Origin of the sequence: Rhodococcus ruber, from assembly GCF_016804345.1 — a bacterium.
Classification (GTDB): domain Bacteria; phylum Actinomycetota; class Actinomycetes; order Mycobacteriales; family Mycobacteriaceae; genus Rhodococcus; species Rhodococcus ruber.
This window is the reverse complement of the sequence record NZ_CP044211.1, coordinates 4,529,313-4,546,048: the sequence shown is the minus strand read 5'-3', so window position 1 is coordinate 4,546,048 and position 16,736 is coordinate 4,529,313. Positions and strand designations below refer to the sequence as shown.

17 protein-coding genes and 1 pseudogene are annotated in these 16,736 nt (G+C 70.8%); 8 read left to right on the top strand and 10 right to left on the bottom strand.

Going from position 1 to position 16,736, the window contains the following annotated elements; all coding sequences use genetic code 11:
* Positions 1-12 precede the first annotated feature (12 nt).
* Entirely contained in the window at positions 13-1,473 is a 1,461-nt protein-coding gene (locus F1734_RS20900) for a M20/M25/M40 family metallo-hydrolase (RefSeq protein ID WP_190242316.1), read from the top strand.
* Positions 1,466-2,288, top strand: a pseudogene (locus F1734_RS20895) (adenylate/guanylate cyclase domain-containing protein). Before F1734_RS20900 ends, F1734_RS20895 begins: the two are co-directional and overlap by 8 nt.
* On the opposite strand, the gene thiD reads toward F1734_RS20895, so the two are convergent.
* Positions 2,260-3,102, bottom strand: a complete 843-nt coding sequence (gene thiD, locus F1734_RS20890; RefSeq protein ID WP_203010997.1) for a bifunctional hydroxymethylpyrimidine kinase/phosphomethylpyrimidine kinase — start codon at positions 3,100-3,102, stop codon at positions 2,260-2,262. The pseudogene F1734_RS20895 and the gene thiD sit on opposite strands and share 29 nt — an antisense overlap.
* Before the next feature lie 211 nt (positions 3,103-3,313).
* Between thiD and F1734_RS20885 the strand changes: the two genes are divergently transcribed.
* Positions 3,314-3,664: a GNAT family N-acetyltransferase gene (locus F1734_RS20885; protein ID WP_010592232.1), complete on the top strand. Its 351-nt coding sequence runs from the start codon at positions 3,314-3,316 to the stop codon at positions 3,662-3,664.
* Between the two features lie 30 nt (positions 3,665-3,694).
* Here F1734_RS20885 and F1734_RS20880 read toward each other — a convergent pair whose 3' ends face one another.
* Genes F1734_RS20880 through F1734_RS20870 form a run of 3 tightly spaced genes read right to left on the bottom strand, consistent with a single transcriptional unit; the run spans position 3,695 to position 6,080 of the window.
* Positions 3,695-4,498 carry an exodeoxyribonuclease III gene (locus tag F1734_RS20880; protein WP_010592231.1) on the bottom strand — a complete coding sequence of 268 codons (804 nt, stop codon included), beginning with the start codon at positions 4,496-4,498 and terminating at the stop codon, positions 3,695-3,697.
* A 9-nt stretch (positions 4,499-4,507) separates the two neighbouring features.
* Positions 4,508-5,476 (bottom strand): N-acetylglutamate synthase, CG3035 family, encoded by a 969-nt coding sequence (locus F1734_RS20875; protein ID WP_017681287.1) that lies wholly within the window; start codon positions 5,474-5,476, stop codon positions 4,508-4,510.
* Positions 5,477-5,483: 7 nt separating this feature from the next.
* On the bottom strand, positions 5,484-6,080 hold the full coding sequence (locus F1734_RS20870) for a peptide deformylase (RefSeq protein ID WP_010592228.1): 597 nt from the start codon (positions 6,078-6,080) through the stop codon (positions 5,484-5,486).
* Between the two features lie 134 nt (positions 6,081-6,214).
* On the opposite strand from F1734_RS20870, the gene F1734_RS20865 reads away from it, so the two are divergent.
* The 5 genes from F1734_RS20865 (at position 6,215) to F1734_RS20845 (ending at position 10,469) form a co-directional block, all read left to right on the top strand.
* Positions 6,215-6,574: a DUF3263 domain-containing protein gene (locus tag F1734_RS20865; protein ID WP_017681288.1), complete on the top strand. Its 360-nt coding sequence runs from the start codon at positions 6,215-6,217 to the stop codon at positions 6,572-6,574.
* Between the two features lie 48 nt (positions 6,575-6,622).
* Positions 6,623-7,162 (top strand): LytR C-terminal domain-containing protein, encoded by a 540-nt coding sequence (locus tag F1734_RS20860; protein ID WP_040270736.1) that lies wholly within the window; start codon positions 6,623-6,625, stop codon positions 7,160-7,162.
* 59 nt (positions 7,163-7,221) lie between these two features.
* Positions 7,222-7,872, top strand: a complete 651-nt coding sequence (locus F1734_RS20855) for a superoxide dismutase family protein (RefSeq protein WP_010592225.1) — start codon at positions 7,222-7,224, stop codon at positions 7,870-7,872.
* Between the two features lie 79 nt (positions 7,873-7,951).
* Positions 7,952-9,073 (top strand): glutamate--cysteine ligase, encoded by a 1,122-nt coding sequence (locus tag F1734_RS20850; protein WP_017681291.1) that lies wholly within the window; start codon positions 7,952-7,954, stop codon positions 9,071-9,073.
* A gap of 64 nt (positions 9,074-9,137) precedes the next feature.
* Entirely contained in the window at positions 9,138-10,469 is a 1,332-nt protein-coding gene (locus F1734_RS20845) for a phosphatase PAP2 family protein (RefSeq protein ID WP_040270740.1), read from the top strand.
* A 31-nt stretch (positions 10,470-10,500) separates the two neighbouring features.
* On the opposite strand, the gene mnhG is transcribed toward F1734_RS20845, so the two are convergent.
* The 6 genes from mnhG to F1734_RS20815 are packed head-to-tail and all read right to left on the bottom strand — an operon-like array spanning position 10,501 to position 16,669.
* Positions 10,501-10,833, bottom strand: coding sequence for a monovalent cation/H(+) antiporter subunit G (mnhG, locus tag F1734_RS20840; protein ID WP_010592222.1), 333 nt, complete (start codon positions 10,831-10,833; stop codon positions 10,501-10,503).
* Positions 10,830-11,087: a monovalent cation/H+ antiporter complex subunit F gene (locus tag F1734_RS20835; protein ID WP_010592221.1), complete on the bottom strand. Its 258-nt coding sequence runs from the start codon at positions 11,085-11,087 to the stop codon at positions 10,830-10,832. The genes mnhG and F1734_RS20835 overlap by 4 nt, the downstream gene beginning before the upstream one ends.
* A complete protein-coding gene (locus F1734_RS20830) occupies positions 11,084-11,650 on the bottom strand; it encodes a Na+/H+ antiporter subunit E (RefSeq protein ID WP_010592220.1) in 567 nt (188 codons plus the stop codon). The genes F1734_RS20835 and F1734_RS20830 overlap by 4 nt, the downstream gene beginning before the upstream one ends.
* On the bottom strand, positions 11,647-13,236 hold the full coding sequence (locus tag F1734_RS20825) for a Na+/H+ antiporter subunit D (protein ID WP_010592219.1): 1,590 nt from the start codon (positions 13,234-13,236) through the stop codon (positions 11,647-11,649). Before F1734_RS20825 ends, F1734_RS20830 begins: the two co-directional genes overlap by 4 nt.
* Positions 13,233-13,841 (bottom strand): Na(+)/H(+) antiporter subunit C, encoded by a 609-nt coding sequence (locus F1734_RS20820; protein ID WP_010592218.1) that lies wholly within the window; start codon positions 13,839-13,841, stop codon positions 13,233-13,235. The genes F1734_RS20825 and F1734_RS20820 overlap by 4 nt, the downstream gene beginning before the upstream one ends.
* Positions 13,838-16,669 carry a Na+/H+ antiporter subunit A gene (locus F1734_RS20815; RefSeq protein ID WP_017681293.1) on the bottom strand — a complete coding sequence of 944 codons (2,832 nt, stop codon included), beginning with the start codon at positions 16,667-16,669 and terminating at the stop codon, positions 13,838-13,840. The genes F1734_RS20820 and F1734_RS20815 overlap by 4 nt, the downstream gene beginning before the upstream one ends.
* Positions 16,670-16,736: the final 67 nt, after the last annotated feature.

The window sequence follows — 16,736 nt, the reverse complement described above, 5'->3', positions numbered from 1 at the left end:
TATCCTCGGCGGATGAACCGGGGAGCGCGGGTACGGGCCGGGGGCGTCGCCGCAGCGATCGTGCTGCTGGCGGCGGCATGTTCGGAGGAGCCACCGCCACCACCACCGGTGGATCCGGCCGCGCTGGCGCAGGCCGTGGGAATCGATGCGGTGGTCGGGCATCTCACCGAACTCGACCGCATCGCCACCGAGCACGACGGCAACCGCGCCGTGGGCACCGCCGGCTACGACGCGAGCGTGGACTACGTCGCCGGCCGGCTGCGCGACGCCGGATTCGACGTGCAGACCCCGGAGTTCGACGTCCGCAGTTTCGACGTCGAGGCCGAGACCCTGACCGTCGCCGGCGCGCCGGTGCCGGTCCGGGCCCTCGAGTTCTCGCCGTCGACCGGTCCGGACGGGCTCACCGCCCGCCTCGTGCCGGTGCCCGCCGACGACACGCCCGGGTGCGAGGCCTCCGACTACGAGGGGCTCGACGTCTCCGGTGCCGTCGTGCTCGTCACCCGCGGGGTGTGCCCGTTCTCCGTCAAGCAGCAGGTCGCTGCGGAACGGGGGGCGGCGGCGCTCCTCGTCGCCAACAACGAGGACGGTGCGCTCACCGGCGCGACGCTCGGCGAGGAGGGCGACGACCGCGTGCCCGCCGCGGGGATCAGCGGCGCCGACGGCCGCGCGCTCGCCGCTGCCCCCGCCACCGTGACCCTCCTCCTCGACACCCGCATCGAGAGCGTGCGCTCGCGCAACGTGCTCGCGCAGACCGCCACGGGCTCGACCGACGACGTGGTCGTCGTCGGCGCCCACCTCGACAGCGTCCCGGAGGGCCCGGGCGTCAACGACAACGGCACCGGCGTCGCTGCGGTGCTCGAGACGGCGCTGCAACTCGGCAGCGAACCGGGCGTCACCAACGCGGTGCGGTTCGCGTTCTGGGGCGCCGAGGAGGTCGGGCTGGTCGGCTCCACCGACTACGTGGCCTCCCTGGACGACGCCGGCCGCGAGGACATCGCCCTGTACCTGAACTTCGACATGCTCGGCTCGCCCAATCCGGGATACCTCGTCTACGACGGCGACGACTCCGACGCGGTGGGCACCGGTCCGGGACCGGAGGGCTCGGCGGGCATCGAGCGCACGTTCCTGGCCTACCTGACCTCGCGCGGCATCGCCGCCGACGGCACCGATTTCGACGGGCGCTCCGACTACGGGCCGTTCGTGGACGCGGGCATCCCCGCGGGCGGTGTGTTCTCCGGTGCCGACGACCGCAAGACCCCGGAGCAGGCGCAGAAGTGGGGCGGCACGGGCGAGGAACCGTTCGACCCGAACTACCACAGCCCGCAGGACACGCTCGCGAACATCGACCGGGCGGCACTCGCCGTCGCCGCCTCGGCCGTCGGATACGGGGTCGGCACGTATGCGCGGGCCGTCACGGGACCGGACGGGGTTCCGGTCGGACCGCAACGCACCGAGGTCCGATCCGATGGATGAGACACCGGGGTTCGGTCGTCGCCTCGTGGACCGATTCGCGGCCGTCGACCGGCGGCCCGAACTGGTCCGGCTGGCCCGGCGGCTGCGACGCACCCTGCCCGGCGACCCCGGCTTCGGCGATCCGTTGTCCACGGCGGGGACCAGCGGGCCGCAGGCGGTCGCGCGGCTGGCCGGGAGGTGGCGAGACGTCGACGAGCCGAGCGCGGTGCACGAACTCGGCTTCGGCGTGCTGCAAGCGTGGCAGGCGCTGCTCGAACGCACCGGCGCCGGGCGCGGCGACCGGGAGGTCACCGTGGTCTTCACCGACCTCGTGGGATTCTCGACGTGGTCCCTCGCCGCGGGCGACGTCGCCACCCTCGACCTGCTGCGGCGTCGCCTGGGCGCTGGAGCCGGCGTTCACCGACCGTGGCGGCACAATCGTCAAGCGGCTCGGCGACGGTCTGATGGTGGTGTTCGACCGGCCGGAACGGGCGCTGGAAGCGATCTTCGCGGCCCGCGCCGCCCTGACCGAGGTGACCGTGGACGGCTACCGGCCACAGATCCGGGTCGGCGCGCACACCGGCCTGCCCCGGCGGATCGGCAGCGACTGGCTGGGCGTCGACGTCACCGTCGCGGCCCGCATGATGGAGCTCGCCGGGAACGGGCACGTGGTGGTGTCGTCCGCGACGCTCGACGCCTTGCCGCCCGGCGCGGTCGACGCGCTCGGCCTCGAGGTGCGCTCGCATCGGCGTGGGCTGTTCACCTCGGCCCCCAAGGGTGTGCCGCCCGAACTCGGGATCTGGCGGGTCAGGACTGCAGTCGCCACAGGGGGTTGACCGGGCCGTGCCCGGCGCCGAGGTCGTACGACCACTCGAGGCACCGGGTGACCCACTCCTTGCCGAACGCGACGGCGTCGGGCACCGACCACCCGTGGGCCAGGGCCGACGCGATCGCCGCGGCGAGCGTGTCGCCGCCGCCGTGGTCGTTGCCGGTGTCGATGCGGGGACTGGTGAACTCGAGAAAACGATCCCCGTCGAACAGCAGGTCGGTGCTGACCTCGGAGGTGCGCAGGTGCCCGCCCTTGACGACGGCCCACTGGGCGCCGAGGTCGTGCAGCGCCTCGGCGGCGCGCCGCGCGGAAGCGTCGTCGACGACCTCGATACCGGTGATCAGCCGCACCTCGTCGAGGTTCGGCGTGACCACGGTGGCCTGCGGGATCAGGGTGTGCCGCACCGCTTCGAGGGCCTCCGCGTGCAGCAGGGGATCGCCGTGCATCGACGCGCACACCGGGTCGACCACGAGCGGTACCGGCCGGTCCCGGCCGATGCCGACCTCGGTGCACACCGCGGCGACCGCCTCGATGATCCCGGTGGAGGCGAGCATGCCGGTCTTGGCGCCCGAGACCCCGATGTCCTCCACCACGCAGCGCACCTGCGCGGCCACCGTCTCGGGCGGGATCTCGTGAAAGCCGCTGACGCCCACGGAGTTCTGCACGGTCACGGCCGCGACGGCGACGCAGGCGTGCACGCCGCACATCGCCATGGTGCGCGAGTCGGCCTGGATCCCGGCCCCACCCCCCGAATCGGTGCCGGCGATGGTGAGGGCACGGACCGGGGTTCGGCCCTTCGGGGGCAGGGGCAGCAGCTTCACGGCTGCGACCCTACCGATCCGGTCCGATTGCCGGCCCGGCCCCCCGGCTCGGATCCCGGCCGCGCGTGCGGCCGCCGATGTGCGCTGCCACACCGGCGCGGCACCGTCCCGGGGCAACGTCCAGTTTTGTCTCACACGTCTCGGCAGATGCACCCTGCATGCTCTATAGTGGCGTAGGTCACAGTTCGGTTACGGCACCACGGAGGGGATCATGCTCGTCAACTCGCCGCGCACCGAGGTGACCGACAACAAGGATCAGAACCGCTTCGAGCTACGCCTGAACGGGGATCTTGTCGGGATCCTCGGGTATTTCGACACGGATCGTCCCTCCGGCGTGCCCGGACGCAACCATCCCGTCGTCGATTTCCTGCACACCGTCATCGTCGAGGACTTCGGGCACCGTGGGCTCGCGGGCGTTCTCGTGGGCCGCTCCCTGGATCTCGCGCGCGAGCGGGGCTGGCGGGTCCGTCCCGTGTGCACCTATGTGCAGCGCTTCCTCACCGCCCACCCCGAGTATCGGGACGTCGTGCTGCCCCTCGAGCCGGCCGCCGGTCGTCGCTGACGCGCCGGGCCGGGCCGGGGACCGGACGTCTCAGTCCGCGAGGTCGACGACGACCGGCGCGTGGTCGCTCGCCCCCTTGCCCTTGCGCTCGTTGCGGTCGATCTCCGCGCCGGCCACACGCGCCGCGAGCGCCGGGGAACCGAGGACGAAGTCGATCCGCATGCCCTGACGCTTCGGGAATCGGAGCTGGGTGTAGTCCCAGTAGGTGTACACCCCCGGGCCCGGGGCGTGCGGGCGCACCACATCGGTGAAGCCGCTGTCGAGGAACGCGCGGAACGCCTCCCGTTCCGGCTCCGACGTGTGGGTCTTCCCCTCGAAGAACGCCGGATCCCACACATCCTCGTCGGTGGGCGCGATGTTCCAGTCGCCGACGAGCGCGATCTGCGTCTGCGGGTCGGCGGCGAGCCAGGCCTGGGCGTCGGCGCGCAGCTTCGCGAGCCACTCGAGCTTGTAGACGTAGTGGGGATCGGCCAGTTCGCGGCCGTTGGGCACGTACAGGCTCCACACCCGCACCCCGCCGCACGTCGCGCCGATCGCCCGGGCCTCCTGCGCCGGGTCGGCGTCCGGGTCCTTGGTGAATCCGGGCTGGTCCTCGAACCCGATCTGCACGTCGTCGAGACCGATGCGGGAGGCGATGGCCACGCCGTTCCACTGGGAGAGCCCGACGTGTGCGACCCGGTAGCCGAGCTCTTCGAACCGCTCGTACGGAAACTGCTCGTCCTTGCACTTGGTCTCCTGCATGGCGAGCACATCGGTGCCCGACCGCTGCAACCAGTCGAGGATCCGGTCGGCACGGGCACGGACGGAGTTCACGTTCCAGGTAGCAAGACGCACGGTCCCACTCTAGGCGAGCGGGCGGACAGGTTCCGTCGCGTACCGGTAGCGATGGTGCTCGACGAATCCGAGCGCCCGGTACAGGCCCCGGGCGGCGTCGTTGTCCGCTGCGACCTGCAGGTATGCGTGGGTGGCGCCGTGGTCGCGTCCCCACTGCAGCAGGGCGCCGCACACGAGCGTGCCGAGGCCGCGCCGGCGGTGTGCGGCGGCCACCTCCACGGCGGTCAGCCCCACCCAGCGCCGCCCGTCGGGGGCATCGGTGACCGCGGCACGGGCGATCGCCAGGGTCGCGGTGTCGCTGCCGATACGGCCGAACCCCAGCGCGCCGCCCAGGACGGACTCGACGACCGCCCGGCCCTCGGCGGGCACCGGAGCACCGCGATACCGGTACAGCGACAGCCAGCCGGCGTCCGGGCGGGGGCTCACGGCCACGGGGGTGGTGACACCGGGCAGTGGCACGTTGTCGAGGTCGGCGGCCAGCACCTGCACCTCGTCGCTCGGGGTCCATCCGTGCGGGATGCGCGCGAGCCGGTCCGGCAGCAGGAGCCGCAGCGGCAGGCCCCGTTCCGCGAACCACCCGCGCATCCGGGCGTGCACGTCCGGGTCGAGGGGGTCCGCGACCGTGCCCGGGTCGCCCAGCGGCGTGGCGGAGTTCGCACGACCGGTGAAGCCGGCGCCGGCCCGCAGGAGCCAACCGTCGATCCACCCCTGCTCGAGCCCGGGCCAGGCGGCGGCTGCGGCGTTCTCGAGGGCGCGGATCTCGCCGGTGCGGATCGGGCGGGCGCCGAGTGCCTTGAGCGCCACCACGGCGTCGGGCGCGACCTGCACGAGACGGCTGTCGGCGGTGCGGACCACCACGGCCGGGTCGAGGGCGACCAGTTCCCCGATCACGTCGGTCATCGGGTGGCTGTACCCGGCGGGCAGCCGGTAGCGCAGCACCACCCGGGTGCCGACGGGCACGGGCTGCTCGGTCGTCACCGGGGCGTCAGTCCTCGTCGTCGTGGCCGAACGGGTCCTCGACCGTTCCCGGCACCCAGCTCAGGCCGGGCACGCCCCATCCGGCCCGCTTGATGGTCTTCTTCGCGGCCCGGGCGTTGCGACCGATGAGCTTGTCGACGTACAGGTAGCCGTCGAGGTGGCCGACCTCGTGCTGCAGCATCCGGGCGAAGAAGCCGTGGCCCTCGATCTCGACCGGGTCGCCCTGGGCGTCGGTGCCGGTGACCTTCGCCCACTCGGCGCGCCCGGTGGGGAACTGCTCGCCGGGGACCGACAGGCATCCCTCGACGTCGTCGTCGGGGTCGGGCATGGTCTCGGGGATCTCCGACGTCTCGAGCACCGGGTTGATCACCTCGCCGCGGCGGCGGACCACGGTGCCGGACTCGTCCAGGTCGGGGCAGTCGTAGACGAACAGCCGCAGGTCGACTCCGACCTGGTTGGCGGCCAGGCCGACGCCGTTCGCCGCGTCCATCGTCTCGTACATGTCGGCGATCAGCTGGGCCAGTTCGGCCGGCGACTGGGTGACCGGTTTCGTCGGGTGATGCAGGACGGGGTCACCGACGATCCGGATCGGAAGTATTGCCATGGTGCAAGAGGATAGTGGGCGGGACTCGCCCGTCCGTTGAGCCGGTACCTGTCGTACCACCGTGGTTGAATTGCCCTCGGAAACACCCGGGTCCGATCGGATGCCGGTGTGATTCGAGGCAGTCGAGGAGTGAGATGGACGGCGCAGCAGCGCATATCGGTAACGAATCCGAGCAGGTTTCCGACCGGAGCAACCACGCCGAGAACAACCCCGCCGTCGTGGATCCGGCGGGCACGGACGGTCTGTCTCGCCGCGAACGCGACATCCTCGCTTTCGAACGGCAATGGTGGAAGTACGCGGGTGCCAAGGAAGAGGCGATCAAGGAGCTCTTCGGTCTGTCCGCGACCCGTTACTACCAGGTCCTCAACGCCCTGGTGGACCGGCCGGAGGCCCTGGCGGCGGACCCCATGCTCGTCAAGCGGTTGCGGCGCCTGCGCGCGAGCCGGCAGAAGGCCCGGGCCGCGCGCCGGCTCGGGTTCGAGATCACCACGTAGTGCGAGTACGACGGTGCTCCGGCGGACGCGGCAACTAAGGTCGACAGCGTGAGCACAACCTCGGAATCGTCGGGTCCGCCGCTGCGAGCGCTCGCGATGGTGCTGATCTCTCTCGCCATCCTCTTCGCGGGCCTCGGCCTGGCCTCGCTCGGAAGCTCCGATTCCGAGGGCTCTGCTCCCGAGCCTGCGACCGAACCGGCCGCCGCGCCGGCGACCACCTCCGTGACGTCGGCGCCGTTCGCCGCGACCTCGGCGCGGACGACGACCGCCGGCGCTACGACGACGGCCTCCGCCACCACCAACCCCGGGACTGCCGCCGCACCGGTACGGGTGTTCAACAACAGCAACGTCTCCGGGCTCGCCGCCCAGACGGCCGGCCTGCTCGAGGACGAGGGATTCACCGTCTCGGAGACGGGCAACTACAGCGACGGCGTGATCGAATCCACGTCCGTGTACTACGGCACGGGTCCGGGGGAGCGGCAGACCGCCGAGGCGGTGGCCGAGGCGCTGGGGGTGACGGCGCAGCCGCGCTTCGCCGGGATCGAGGACTCCGCGCCCGGGGTCATCGTCATCGTCACCTCGCCGTGAGGGCGTCCGCCGCCCGGTTATGATCGGGTGACTTTTCGCCACTTCGAAGGAGCGGTTTGATGGCCTCGAGTTCCACCCGTCGCATGTCCTGGCGTGCCCTGGCCCCGATCGTCGCGATCGCTGCGGTGGGCCTGAGCGCGTGCTCGAACAGCGAGGAGCCGAGCGACACCCCCGGCACCACCCCGCCGGTGTGGACGGGTTCCCCCGCCCCGGAGGGTGCCGACGAGGCCCACGGCGGCGGCGCCGTCCCGGGCGAGGCCACGGCGGGCGCATCGGGTAGCCACGGCGGCGGCGCGGACAACTCCGCCGAACTGCGGACCCCGGCCGGCGAGGCCGCCGGCACGGTCACCTTCACCGAGGTCGACGGGGGTATCGAGGTCACGGTCGACCTCGAGGGCATGCCGGCCGGCTACCGCGGCGTCCACGTCCACGAGGTCGGCAAGTGCGAGACCAACTCCACCGCACCGACCGGAGGCGAGCCCGGCAACTACCTGTCCGCGGGCGGGCATCTGCAGGCCGGCGGCAACACCAGCGTCCCCGAGAGCGGGGACCTCGGCGCGGTCGTGGTGCGCGAGGACGGCACCGGGTCGCTGACCGTCACCACCGAGGAGTTCACCCTCGACGACCTGCAGGGCGGGGACGGCACCGCCGTCGTCGTCCACCAGGAAACCGCCGCGGGCGAGCGTCTCGCCTGCGGCGTCGTCTCCTGACGGCGACCTCCCGACACTGCCATCCACAGGGCCCCGGCGACCGGCGACGGTCACCGGGGCCCTGTGGTTGGATCGACTCGTGCCCGTACCGTTTCCCGGTTCGCCCCGCCCGACCCTCGGCGTCGAGTGGGAGATCGCGCTGGTGGACAAGAAGACCCGCGACCTGTCCAACACCGCCGCCGTCGTCTTCGACGCGGTCGAGCGGCGTGCCGGTCAGACCCCGCGGCTCACCAAGGAGTTCCTCCGCAACACCGTCGAGCTCGTCACCGATGTGCACGACACCGTCGCCGAGGCCGTCGACGACCTCGCCGAGTCCCTCGACCTGTTGCGCACGGCTGCCGATCCTGCGGGTGTGGATCTGATCTGCGCCGGCACCCACCCGTTCGGGCAGTGGACCGACCAGGTCGTCACCCGGTCCCCGGACTACGACGAGATGATCGAGCGCACCCGCTGGTGGGGCCGGCAGATGCTCATCTGGGGGGTGCACGTCCACGTCGGTGTCTCCTCCGCCGAGAAGGTCATCCCGATCCTCAACGCGCTGCTGGTGAAGTACCCGCACATGCTGGCCCTGTCGGCGTCCTCGCCGATCTGGGCGGGCGTGGACACCGGTTACGCGAGCAACCGTGCCCTGATGTTCCAGCAGCTGCCGACGGCCGGGCTGCCCTACCACTTCGAGAGCTGGGCACAGTACGAGAGCTTCATCGAGGATCAGCTCAAGTCCGGTGTCATCACGAAACCGGGCGGCATGCACTGGGACATCCGTCCGTCGCCGAGGTGGGGCACCATCGAGATCCGGGTGTTCGACGGCATCACCAACAAGGCCGAGCTGGCCGCCCTCGTCGCGCTCGTGCACTCGCTCGTCGTGTACTACGACGAACGGCTCGAGCAGGGCGAGCAGCTGCCCACCCTGCAGCCGTGGCACGTCAAGGAGAACAAGTGGCGTGCCGCCCGCTACGGCCTCGAGGCCGAGGTGATCCTCGACCCGGTGTGCCACGAACGGCTCGTCACCGACGACCTGAACGATCTGCTCGAACAGCTCACCCCCACGGCTGCGCGGCTCGGCTGCGCGGACGAACTCGCCCAGGTGGCGCAGATCCCCGTGCGGGGGGCCTCCTACCAGCGGCAACGCCGGATCGCGGAGCAGACCGGCGGCGACCTCGTCGCCGTGGTGGATTCACTGGTGGAGGAACTGCGGGCCTGACCCGGCAGCCGCGTTCCCGCGCAGTTCACGCGCTGTTTACCATGTGTCGGTGTCGATCCGAGAGGTGGAGCGCCCGAAGGCGCAGCCGGCGCATGTGCCGCAACTGTTCGTTCCCCTCGCTCTGATCGGCGCGATTCTCGGGGTCCTCGTGGCCGAGGCGGTCGCGCGGTACAGCGGGTTCCCCGGGCCCATCCCGGGACTCGTCGGTGACGTCGTCGGCGTCCCGACGTCGGCGTCCGTGCCGTGGGCCGGTCTCGCGCTGGCGATGGTGGGGCTGACCACGCGCCTGCGGGTCGTCTCCCTCACTGCCGCGGTGCTGCTCGACGCGGCGTTCGCGGCCGAACGGTACCTCACCGGTGGACCCCTGACGGCGGGGAACGGGCCGACGATCGTGCTCGTGCTGCTCGCCGGATACGCCGCGGTCGCGTTGCAGGGCGGCCCCCGGCGAGGTGCGCTGCGCGGCATCGCCCTGGGTGTGCTGCTCGTGCTCTCCGTCAAGATCGGCGACACCTGGCTCGAGCTGACCGCGCGGACCCGGCCGGAGGTGCTCGACGAGTACGTCCAGCTCGCCGACCACGCGCTGGGCAATCCGTCGTGGCTGGCCGGTCAGGTCCTCGAATGGCTCGGACCCGGGGTGTACGCCGTGCTGCACTGGGTGTACATCGAACTGCCCGTCGCGGCGATCGTCGTCGCCGTCTACCAGCTCCGCCACGTCGGCGGGGGCCGCCCCTGGCCCGCGCACCACCTGGTGCGCACCTTCCTGCTCATCGGCCTGGTGGGCCCACTGATCTACATGCTGTTCCCGGTGGTGGGCCCGATCTTCGCATTCGGCGACCACGGCGAGGGCTGGCAGGTGGGGACCTTCTGGCCGGGTGCGGTGCCGTGGAATCCCGACCCGCAGCCGATCCCGTTCGACACGATCACCCCGCGCAACTGCATGCCGAGCCTGCACACCGCGTGGGCGCTGGCGCTGTTCCTGCACACCCGCGGCGGCCCCGGCTGGCTGCGGCTCCTCGGCACCGGATGGCTCGGGTGCACGCTCGCCGCCACGCTGGGCTTCGGCTACCACTACGGCGTGGACCTCGTCTCCGGCGCGGTGCTGTGCCTGACACTCGAGGCGGCGCTGCGCGACCCCGACCGCGGATGGGGCTGGTTCCGCATCAGGCTCGTCGCGGGCGGCACGGCGGTGCTGGCCGCGCAGCTGGCGGCCTACCGGTACCTGCCGCACCTCATGGCGGAGCACGCGCTGCTCGCCGGGCCCCTGCTGATCGGTTCGCTGGTGGTGGTGGCGGTGGCCTTCCACGTCACGTTCGCAGGCACCGGCGCGTACCCCGAGGGCGCTCGATCCGGATCCGGTGCACCGTCCCGGGCGGACAAGACGAACGAGGCCGCGTGACGTCGGCGTCGACCCGAGGGCCGGGTGGACGTCACTCCGAGGGCAGTTCCTCCGGCATCGGGAGGCCGTCGCGACCGAGTTGCTCCCGGTAGGCCACCCGGCCCACCCGGTGCGCGACGACCGGTGCGGTCAGCACCATGAACATCGACGCGAGCACCAGCATCCAGATGTCGACGCTCCCGCGCAGGTTGAGGATGGCCCCGCTCAGCACGAGCAGGACGCCCACCACCTGCGGCATCGTGGCGGGGTGCATGCGTGCCAGGGTGTCGCGGAAGCGCACGACGCCGATCGCCCCGGCCAGGCAGACCGCCGAGCCGAGGAGGATGAGGATGTGTCCGACCACTTCCAGGATGTCCGTGATCATTCGTCACGCACCCGGAAGCGAGCGATGGACACCGAACTGATGAAGCCCACCAGGGAGAAGGCCACGAGCGCAGGAACGATGCTGGTGTCGCGGCTGTAGACGGCCCACACCGCGATCCCGCACAGCGTGAGGGCCAGGACACAGTCCATGGCCACCAGCCGATCGAGGGAACTCGGTCCGGCCAGAGCCCGGAAGATCAGCAGCGCGGCTGCCGACGCCAGCAGCACGCCGGACACTGCCAGTAGCACGGTCATGCGATGTCCTCCACGTTCGCCGAGGTCCGGTCCCGGTACCAGGGACTGGGTTGCCATTCGGAGTTCCGTTCGAACGTCGAGATCAGCAACCGCTCGATCCGGCGCGCCGACCGGTAGAACTCGGCCACCGCCCGGTCGCTGCTCAGGTCGAGGACGTGCACGTAGACGATCCGTCGCACCCGGTCGATCTCGAGCACCATGGTTCCCGGGATGTTGTTCATGATGTCGGTCCACAGGGTGAGGACCAGGTCCGACTTGATGATCAGCCGGCAGCGCAGGACCCCGGTCAGTGGACCGGGTCCCGGCCTGATGCTCAGCCAGGCCACCGACGCGGTGCTCCTGATCGTGTCGCCGAAGATGACGAGCGCCAGTTTGAGCAACGAGAACAGGTGGACCCGGCCCTCGACGGGCACCCTCGGCAACGGCAGCAGGAACATGATCGCCAACGCGACGACGAGGCCGCTGAGGGCGTTCGCGACGGAGAAGGTGCCCCACAGCAGCACCCAGACCAGGACCATCCAGGCAAGGACGAGGAATCGGAGCAGCGATGCGCGACTGGTCATTCGGGGACTCCTCCCAGGACCGCCTCGACGTAGACGGAGCGGTCGCGTAGGTTCTCCGCGGCACGATCGCTGATGTCGATCAGCGGCCCGGCGAAGACGGTGAGACCGAGGCCGACGAGCGCGAGACCCACCGTCGGGACGAGCATCGCGGGGGGCATGCGTCCCACGTCCGCCCGGTCGCCGAAGGCGATGTCCTCCTCGGAGCGGTCGAGCAGGGCGGACGGCGCCGTGTCGGCGAGGTCGCCCTCGGGTGCGTCGGCACGCGCGCGCCAGAACGCCTTCGTCCACACGCGGGCCACCACGTAGAGGGTGAGCAGACTGGTGGCGGTGCCACCGGCCACGAGCACCCACGCCAGTACGGAGCCCTCGGATGCGCCGGCCTGCAGGAGAGCGACCTTCCCGATGAATCCGGAGAACGGCGGGATGCCGCCCAGGTTCAGGGCCGGGACCAGGAACACGATCGCCAGCAGCGGGCTCGCCAGGGCCAGCCCGCCGAGACGACGCAGGGACGCCGATCCGGCCTGGCGTTCGATCAGCCCCACCACCAGGAAGAGGGTGGTCTGGACGAGGATGTGGTGCGCGACGTAGTACACCGCGCCGGACAGCCCGGCCTGTGTCGACAGGGCGATGCCGAACACCATGTAACCGATGTGACTGACGAGGGTGAACGACAGCAGGCGCTTGATGTCGTTCTGCGCGATGGCCCCGAAGATGCCGACGAGCATCGTGAGCAGGCCGGCGATCAGCAGGACGTCGTCGAGTTCCCCGCCCGGGAACAGGAGGGTGTGCGTGCGGATGATCGCGTACACACCGACCTTGGTGAGCAGGCCGGCGAACACGGCCGTGACCGGTGCCGGGGCGGTGGGGTAGGAGTCGGGCAACCACGAGGACAGGGGGAAGACGGCGGCCTTGATACCGAATGCGACGAGGAGGACTCCGAAGATCGCCGCCCGCGTGCCGGCGGGCACGTCGTCGAGACGCAGGGACATCTGAGCCAGGTTCAACGTGCCGGTGGCGGCGTAGGCGAGCGCGATCCCCGCGAGGAAGATCAGCGACGAGACCATCGACACCATCACGTACGAGACGCCGGCGCGCACCCTGTCGGCGCTCGCCCCCAAGGTGAGCAGCACGAAGGACGCGGCGAGGAGGACCTCGAACCCGACGAACAGGTTGAACAGGTCTCCCGCCAGGAACGCGTTGCACACGCCTGCCGTCAGCGCCAGGTACGTCGGCAGGAAGATGGACACGGGTTGCTGCTCGGTGCCGTCGTGGATGCCCTGACCGACCGCGTACAGCATGACGGCGAGCAGCACGATCGCCGACACCACGAGCATGAGGGCGGACAGACGGTCCACGACCAGCGTGATCCCGATGGGCGCCTCCCACCCGCCGACCTGCAACGTCGCGATGCCGTCCCGATCCGCGAGATACAGCAGCAGGCCCGCCACGACGAGCACCGCGACGAGGGATACGACCGTGACGGCACGCTGGGCACGCGGCCGGCGCCCGAGGATCAGGGTGGTGGCCGCCGCGAGCATCGGAATGAGGACGGGCAGCGGTATGAGGGCGGCTGCGGACAGGGTCATCGGGTCCCTCCTCGCGGGGACGGCGCATCGTCTCCGCGTGCCGGCTCACCGTCGCTGTAGGCGGAGTCGGTCTCGTCGTCGAAGTCCCCGTCGTGCAGGTCCTCGTAGCACTCGAGATCCTCGATGTTGGTCAGCTCCTCGAGGGGGATGGGGTTGCCGGCGGAATCGAAGGCGTCGCCGATCTTGCTCGGCTCGCCCGTGACCGGATCGTCCGAGCGGTCCCGGTCCGGGGCGTCGGCGCGCGTCCGGCGCTGGGACACCTTGGTGTCCTCGGGGTCGTTCTCGACCTCGTCGCGCGCGCTGAGCGTGAAGGACCGGTACGTCAGGGCGAGCACGAACGCCGCGACACCCATCGTGATGACGATGGCGGTCAGGATCATCGCCTGCGCGAGCGGATCGGCCATCTCCTCGTGGAGTTCGTTGCCGAATCCGATGATCGGCGGTTCGCCGGCGGGACCGGCGAGCCCGATGATCAGCAGGTTGATGCCGTTGCCGATCAGCAGGAGCCCGAGCAGCATCTTGATGATGCTGCGCTCGAGCAGGAGGTACACCCCGGAGGCGACGAGCACCCCGGTGGCGATGAGCAGCGTCAGGTTGACGGTCATCGGCGTTCACCGACGATCTCGGCGTCGAGCCGGGCTCCGAGGCTGCGGAGCACATCGACCACCAGGCCGACCACGATCAGATACACACCGAGATCGAAGAACAGGGCGGTCACCATCTTGACGTCTCCCAGTAGGGGCAGAGTGAGTTCGAGTGTCGCCGAGGAGAGCGCGGGCGCCCCGAGGAACAACGAGACGAGCGCGGTGCCCGCCGAGAAGGTCAGGCCCAGGCCCAGGATCTTGCCCGCGTCGATCGGGACGGCCTCGCCGAGTTCGTAGCGACCACCGGCGAGATAGCGCAGCACCAGAGCCAGGCCGGCGGTGAGCCCACCGGCGAAGCCGCCGCCCGGGGCGTTGTGGCCCGCGAAGAAGAAGTACACCGACAACACCATCATCGTGGGGAAGACCAGCCGGGTCGTGACCTCGAGGATCAGCGACCGGTGTCGCGGATCGATCAGGTCCCCACCCCGGAGCCAGGTCGTCTCGGTGCTGGCGGCCACGGCGTCGAGTTGCGCGGCGGGGGCGTCGGCGACCCGGGGGGCCGCTCCGAACCGCCGGGTACGGAAGACCAGGCTCGCCACGCCCGTCGCGGCCACGAGCAGCACCGAGATCTCCCCGAGGGTGTCCCACGCCCGGATGTCGACGAGCAGGACGTTGACGACGTTCTTGCCGTCGCCCAACTCGTAGGCGGCCTGCGGGAGGAGCAGGGCGATCGGTTCGGTGCTGCGGGCCGCGACGGCGAAGGCCCCGATTCCGGTGACCGTCGCGCCGACGGCCACCCCGAGGAGGGCTCGGCGGAGGCGGTTCCCGGCGACGTGCCGGTTCTCGGCCGGCAGCTTGCGCAGCACCAGCACGAAGATCACCAGCGTCAGGGTTTCCACCAGCGCCTGCGTCAACGCGAGGTCCGGGGCGCCGTGGAAGGCGAAGAGCAGGCCGCAGCCGTATCCGGTGAGGCCGACGACGAGCACGCCGGCGATCCGGTTGCGCATGATCGCGGCGGCGAGGGCACCGCCGATGATCGCGAGCACCACCACGAACTCGAACGGGCTGTCCCACCAGCGCAGCCGGGGACGTTCCGCGACACCGAACACGAACAGCAGGATCGTGGGGAGCAGGACCAGCGTCACCAGGATCGTCGCCTGGGTCAACGGCAGCGATCCCCGCTGGAGGAAGCCGGTCAGACGCATCGACACGGTGTCCATGAGCCGCAACGTCTCGTCGTACATGCGGTCGGCGTTGCCGAGCATCGGACGTTCGAACTTCAGGCGCGAGATGGTGCGGTGTGCGAGATACAGCGTGGTTCCTCCGACCACGACGACGGCAGTCAGCACGAGGGGGAGTCCGACGCCGTGCCACAGCGCGAGGTGGTACGGCTTGTCCAGGGTGCTGGGCAGCGTGTCCGCGTAGGGGGAGAGCAGCGTGTCGATCCACGGCGCGGCGAGTCCGGCGGCCAGCCCGCCGAACGCCAGGACGGTCGGAGAGAACAGCAGCAGTGGCCCCGGCTCGTGGAAGCTCTGCACGGCCGGACTCGGGCGCTTGAGTTGCTTGCGTCCGAAGGCGCCCCACACGAAACGGATGCTGTATGCCAGGGTGAGGATCGATCCGACGACGATCGCGGTGAGGACCGCGATCCGCGCGCCCGGACTCAGCAGGGTCGTCACCTGCACGGCCTCGAGGGCGGCCTCCTTGCCGACGAACCCGATGAACACGGGCAACCCGCCCATGCTCATCGCGGCGACGGCCGCGACGGCCGCGAGGAACGGCGTCCGTTTCCCGAGGTGCGCGAGCTTGCGGATGTCGCGGGTGCCTGCGCCGTGGTCGACGATGCCCACCACCATGAACAGGCAGGCCTTGAACATCGCGTGGGCCACGACCATGGCCATGCCCGCCAGCGCTGCCTCCCGGCTGCCGATCCCGACGAGCGCGATGAGGAAGCCGAGCTGGCTGACGGTGCCGAAGGCCAGGATCAGCTTCAGGTCGAAGGCCCGGAACGCGCGCCAGCCGGCGAGCAGCATCGAGGCCAGGCCGAGGGTGACGACGATGGGCCGCCAGGGCGCCGCATCGGCGAACGCCGGAGCCAGCCGCGCGACCAGGTAGATGCCCGCCTTCACCATCGCGGCGGCGTGCAGATACGCGGAGACGGGCGTCGGGGCCGCCATCGCCCCGGGCAGCCAGAAGTGCAGCGGTACCACCGCGGATTTCGACAGGGCGCCGACCAGCACCAGGGCGATGCCCACCCCGGCCAGCCAGCCGCTCGGGGCGGCCGCGATCACGTCGGAGAGGTTGTAGCTGCCCACCAGTTGCCCGAGCACGATGACGCCGACGAGCATGGCGAGGCCACCGGCGGTGGTGACGAGCAGGGCCTGGGTGGCCGCGCGGCGGCTCGACGCCCGCTCCGCGTAGTGGCCGACGAGCAGGAACGACAGGACCGTCGTCAGTTCCCAGAAGATGTAGAGAACCAGCATGTTGTCGCTGGTCACGAGACCGAACATGGCCCCGGCGAAGGCGACCATCTGGGCGGCGAAGATCCCCAGGCGGGGCTCGTCGTCGGTGAAGTACCGGGCGCAGTAGAGCAGAATGAGCGCGCCGATGCCCAGCACCAGCGCCGACATGATCGCTGCGAGGGAGTCGAAGCGCATGTCGATGTTCATCGACAGACCCGGAGCCCAGGCGATCTGCAGGGTGCGTTCGGTGCTCCAGTTGCCGATCACCCAGCCGAGACTCGCCAGCGGCACCAGCGCGAGCGGCAGGAACGCATTTCTCCCCATGACTCTGACCAGAGGCGGCGCGACGAGCGTGGCGACCGCGTGAGCGATGAGTATGGCGAGCAAAAGGCACTCCGTCGGGGTCGGGCCTGGCGGCGGGGTGTAACAGGCTTGCAATTGGTGGGCCCCGCCC

Excerpts from the sequence above, each read along its gene's own strand:
- F1734_RS20820 (WP_010592218.1), bottom strand. The coding sequence starts at position 13,841 with ATGACCGTCAACCTGACGCTGCTCATCGCCACCGGGGTGCTCGTCGCC.
- F1734_RS20835 (WP_010592221.1), bottom strand. The coding sequence starts at position 11,087 with ATGACCGTGCTACTGGCAGTGTCCGGCGTGCTGCTGGCGTCGGCAGCC.
- F1734_RS20900 (WP_190242316.1), top strand. The coding sequence starts at position 13 with ATGAACCGGGGAGCGCGGGTACGGGCCGGGGGCGTCGCCGCAGCGATC.
- F1734_RS20885 (WP_010592232.1), top strand. The coding sequence starts at position 3,314 with ATGCTCGTCAACTCGCCGCGCACCGAGGTGACCGACAACAAGGATCAG.
- F1734_RS20825 (WP_010592219.1), bottom strand. The coding sequence starts at position 13,236 with ATGACCCTGTCCGCAGCCGCCCTCATACCGCTGCCCGTCCTCATTCCG.
- mnhG (WP_010592222.1), bottom strand. The coding sequence starts at position 10,833 with ATGATCACGGACATCCTGGAAGTGGTCGGACACATCCTCATCCTCCTC.
- F1734_RS20865 (WP_017681288.1), top strand. The coding sequence starts at position 6,215 with ATGGACGGCGCAGCAGCGCATATCGGTAACGAATCCGAGCAGGTTTCC.
- F1734_RS20870 (WP_010592228.1), bottom strand. The coding sequence starts at position 6,080 with ATGGCAATACTTCCGATCCGGATCGTCGGTGACCCCGTCCTGCATCAC.
- F1734_RS20855 (WP_010592225.1), top strand. The coding sequence starts at position 7,222 with ATGGCCTCGAGTTCCACCCGTCGCATGTCCTGGCGTGCCCTGGCCCCG.
- F1734_RS20830 (WP_010592220.1), bottom strand. The coding sequence starts at position 11,650 with ATGACCAGTCGCGCATCGCTGCTCCGATTCCTCGTCCTTGCCTGGATG.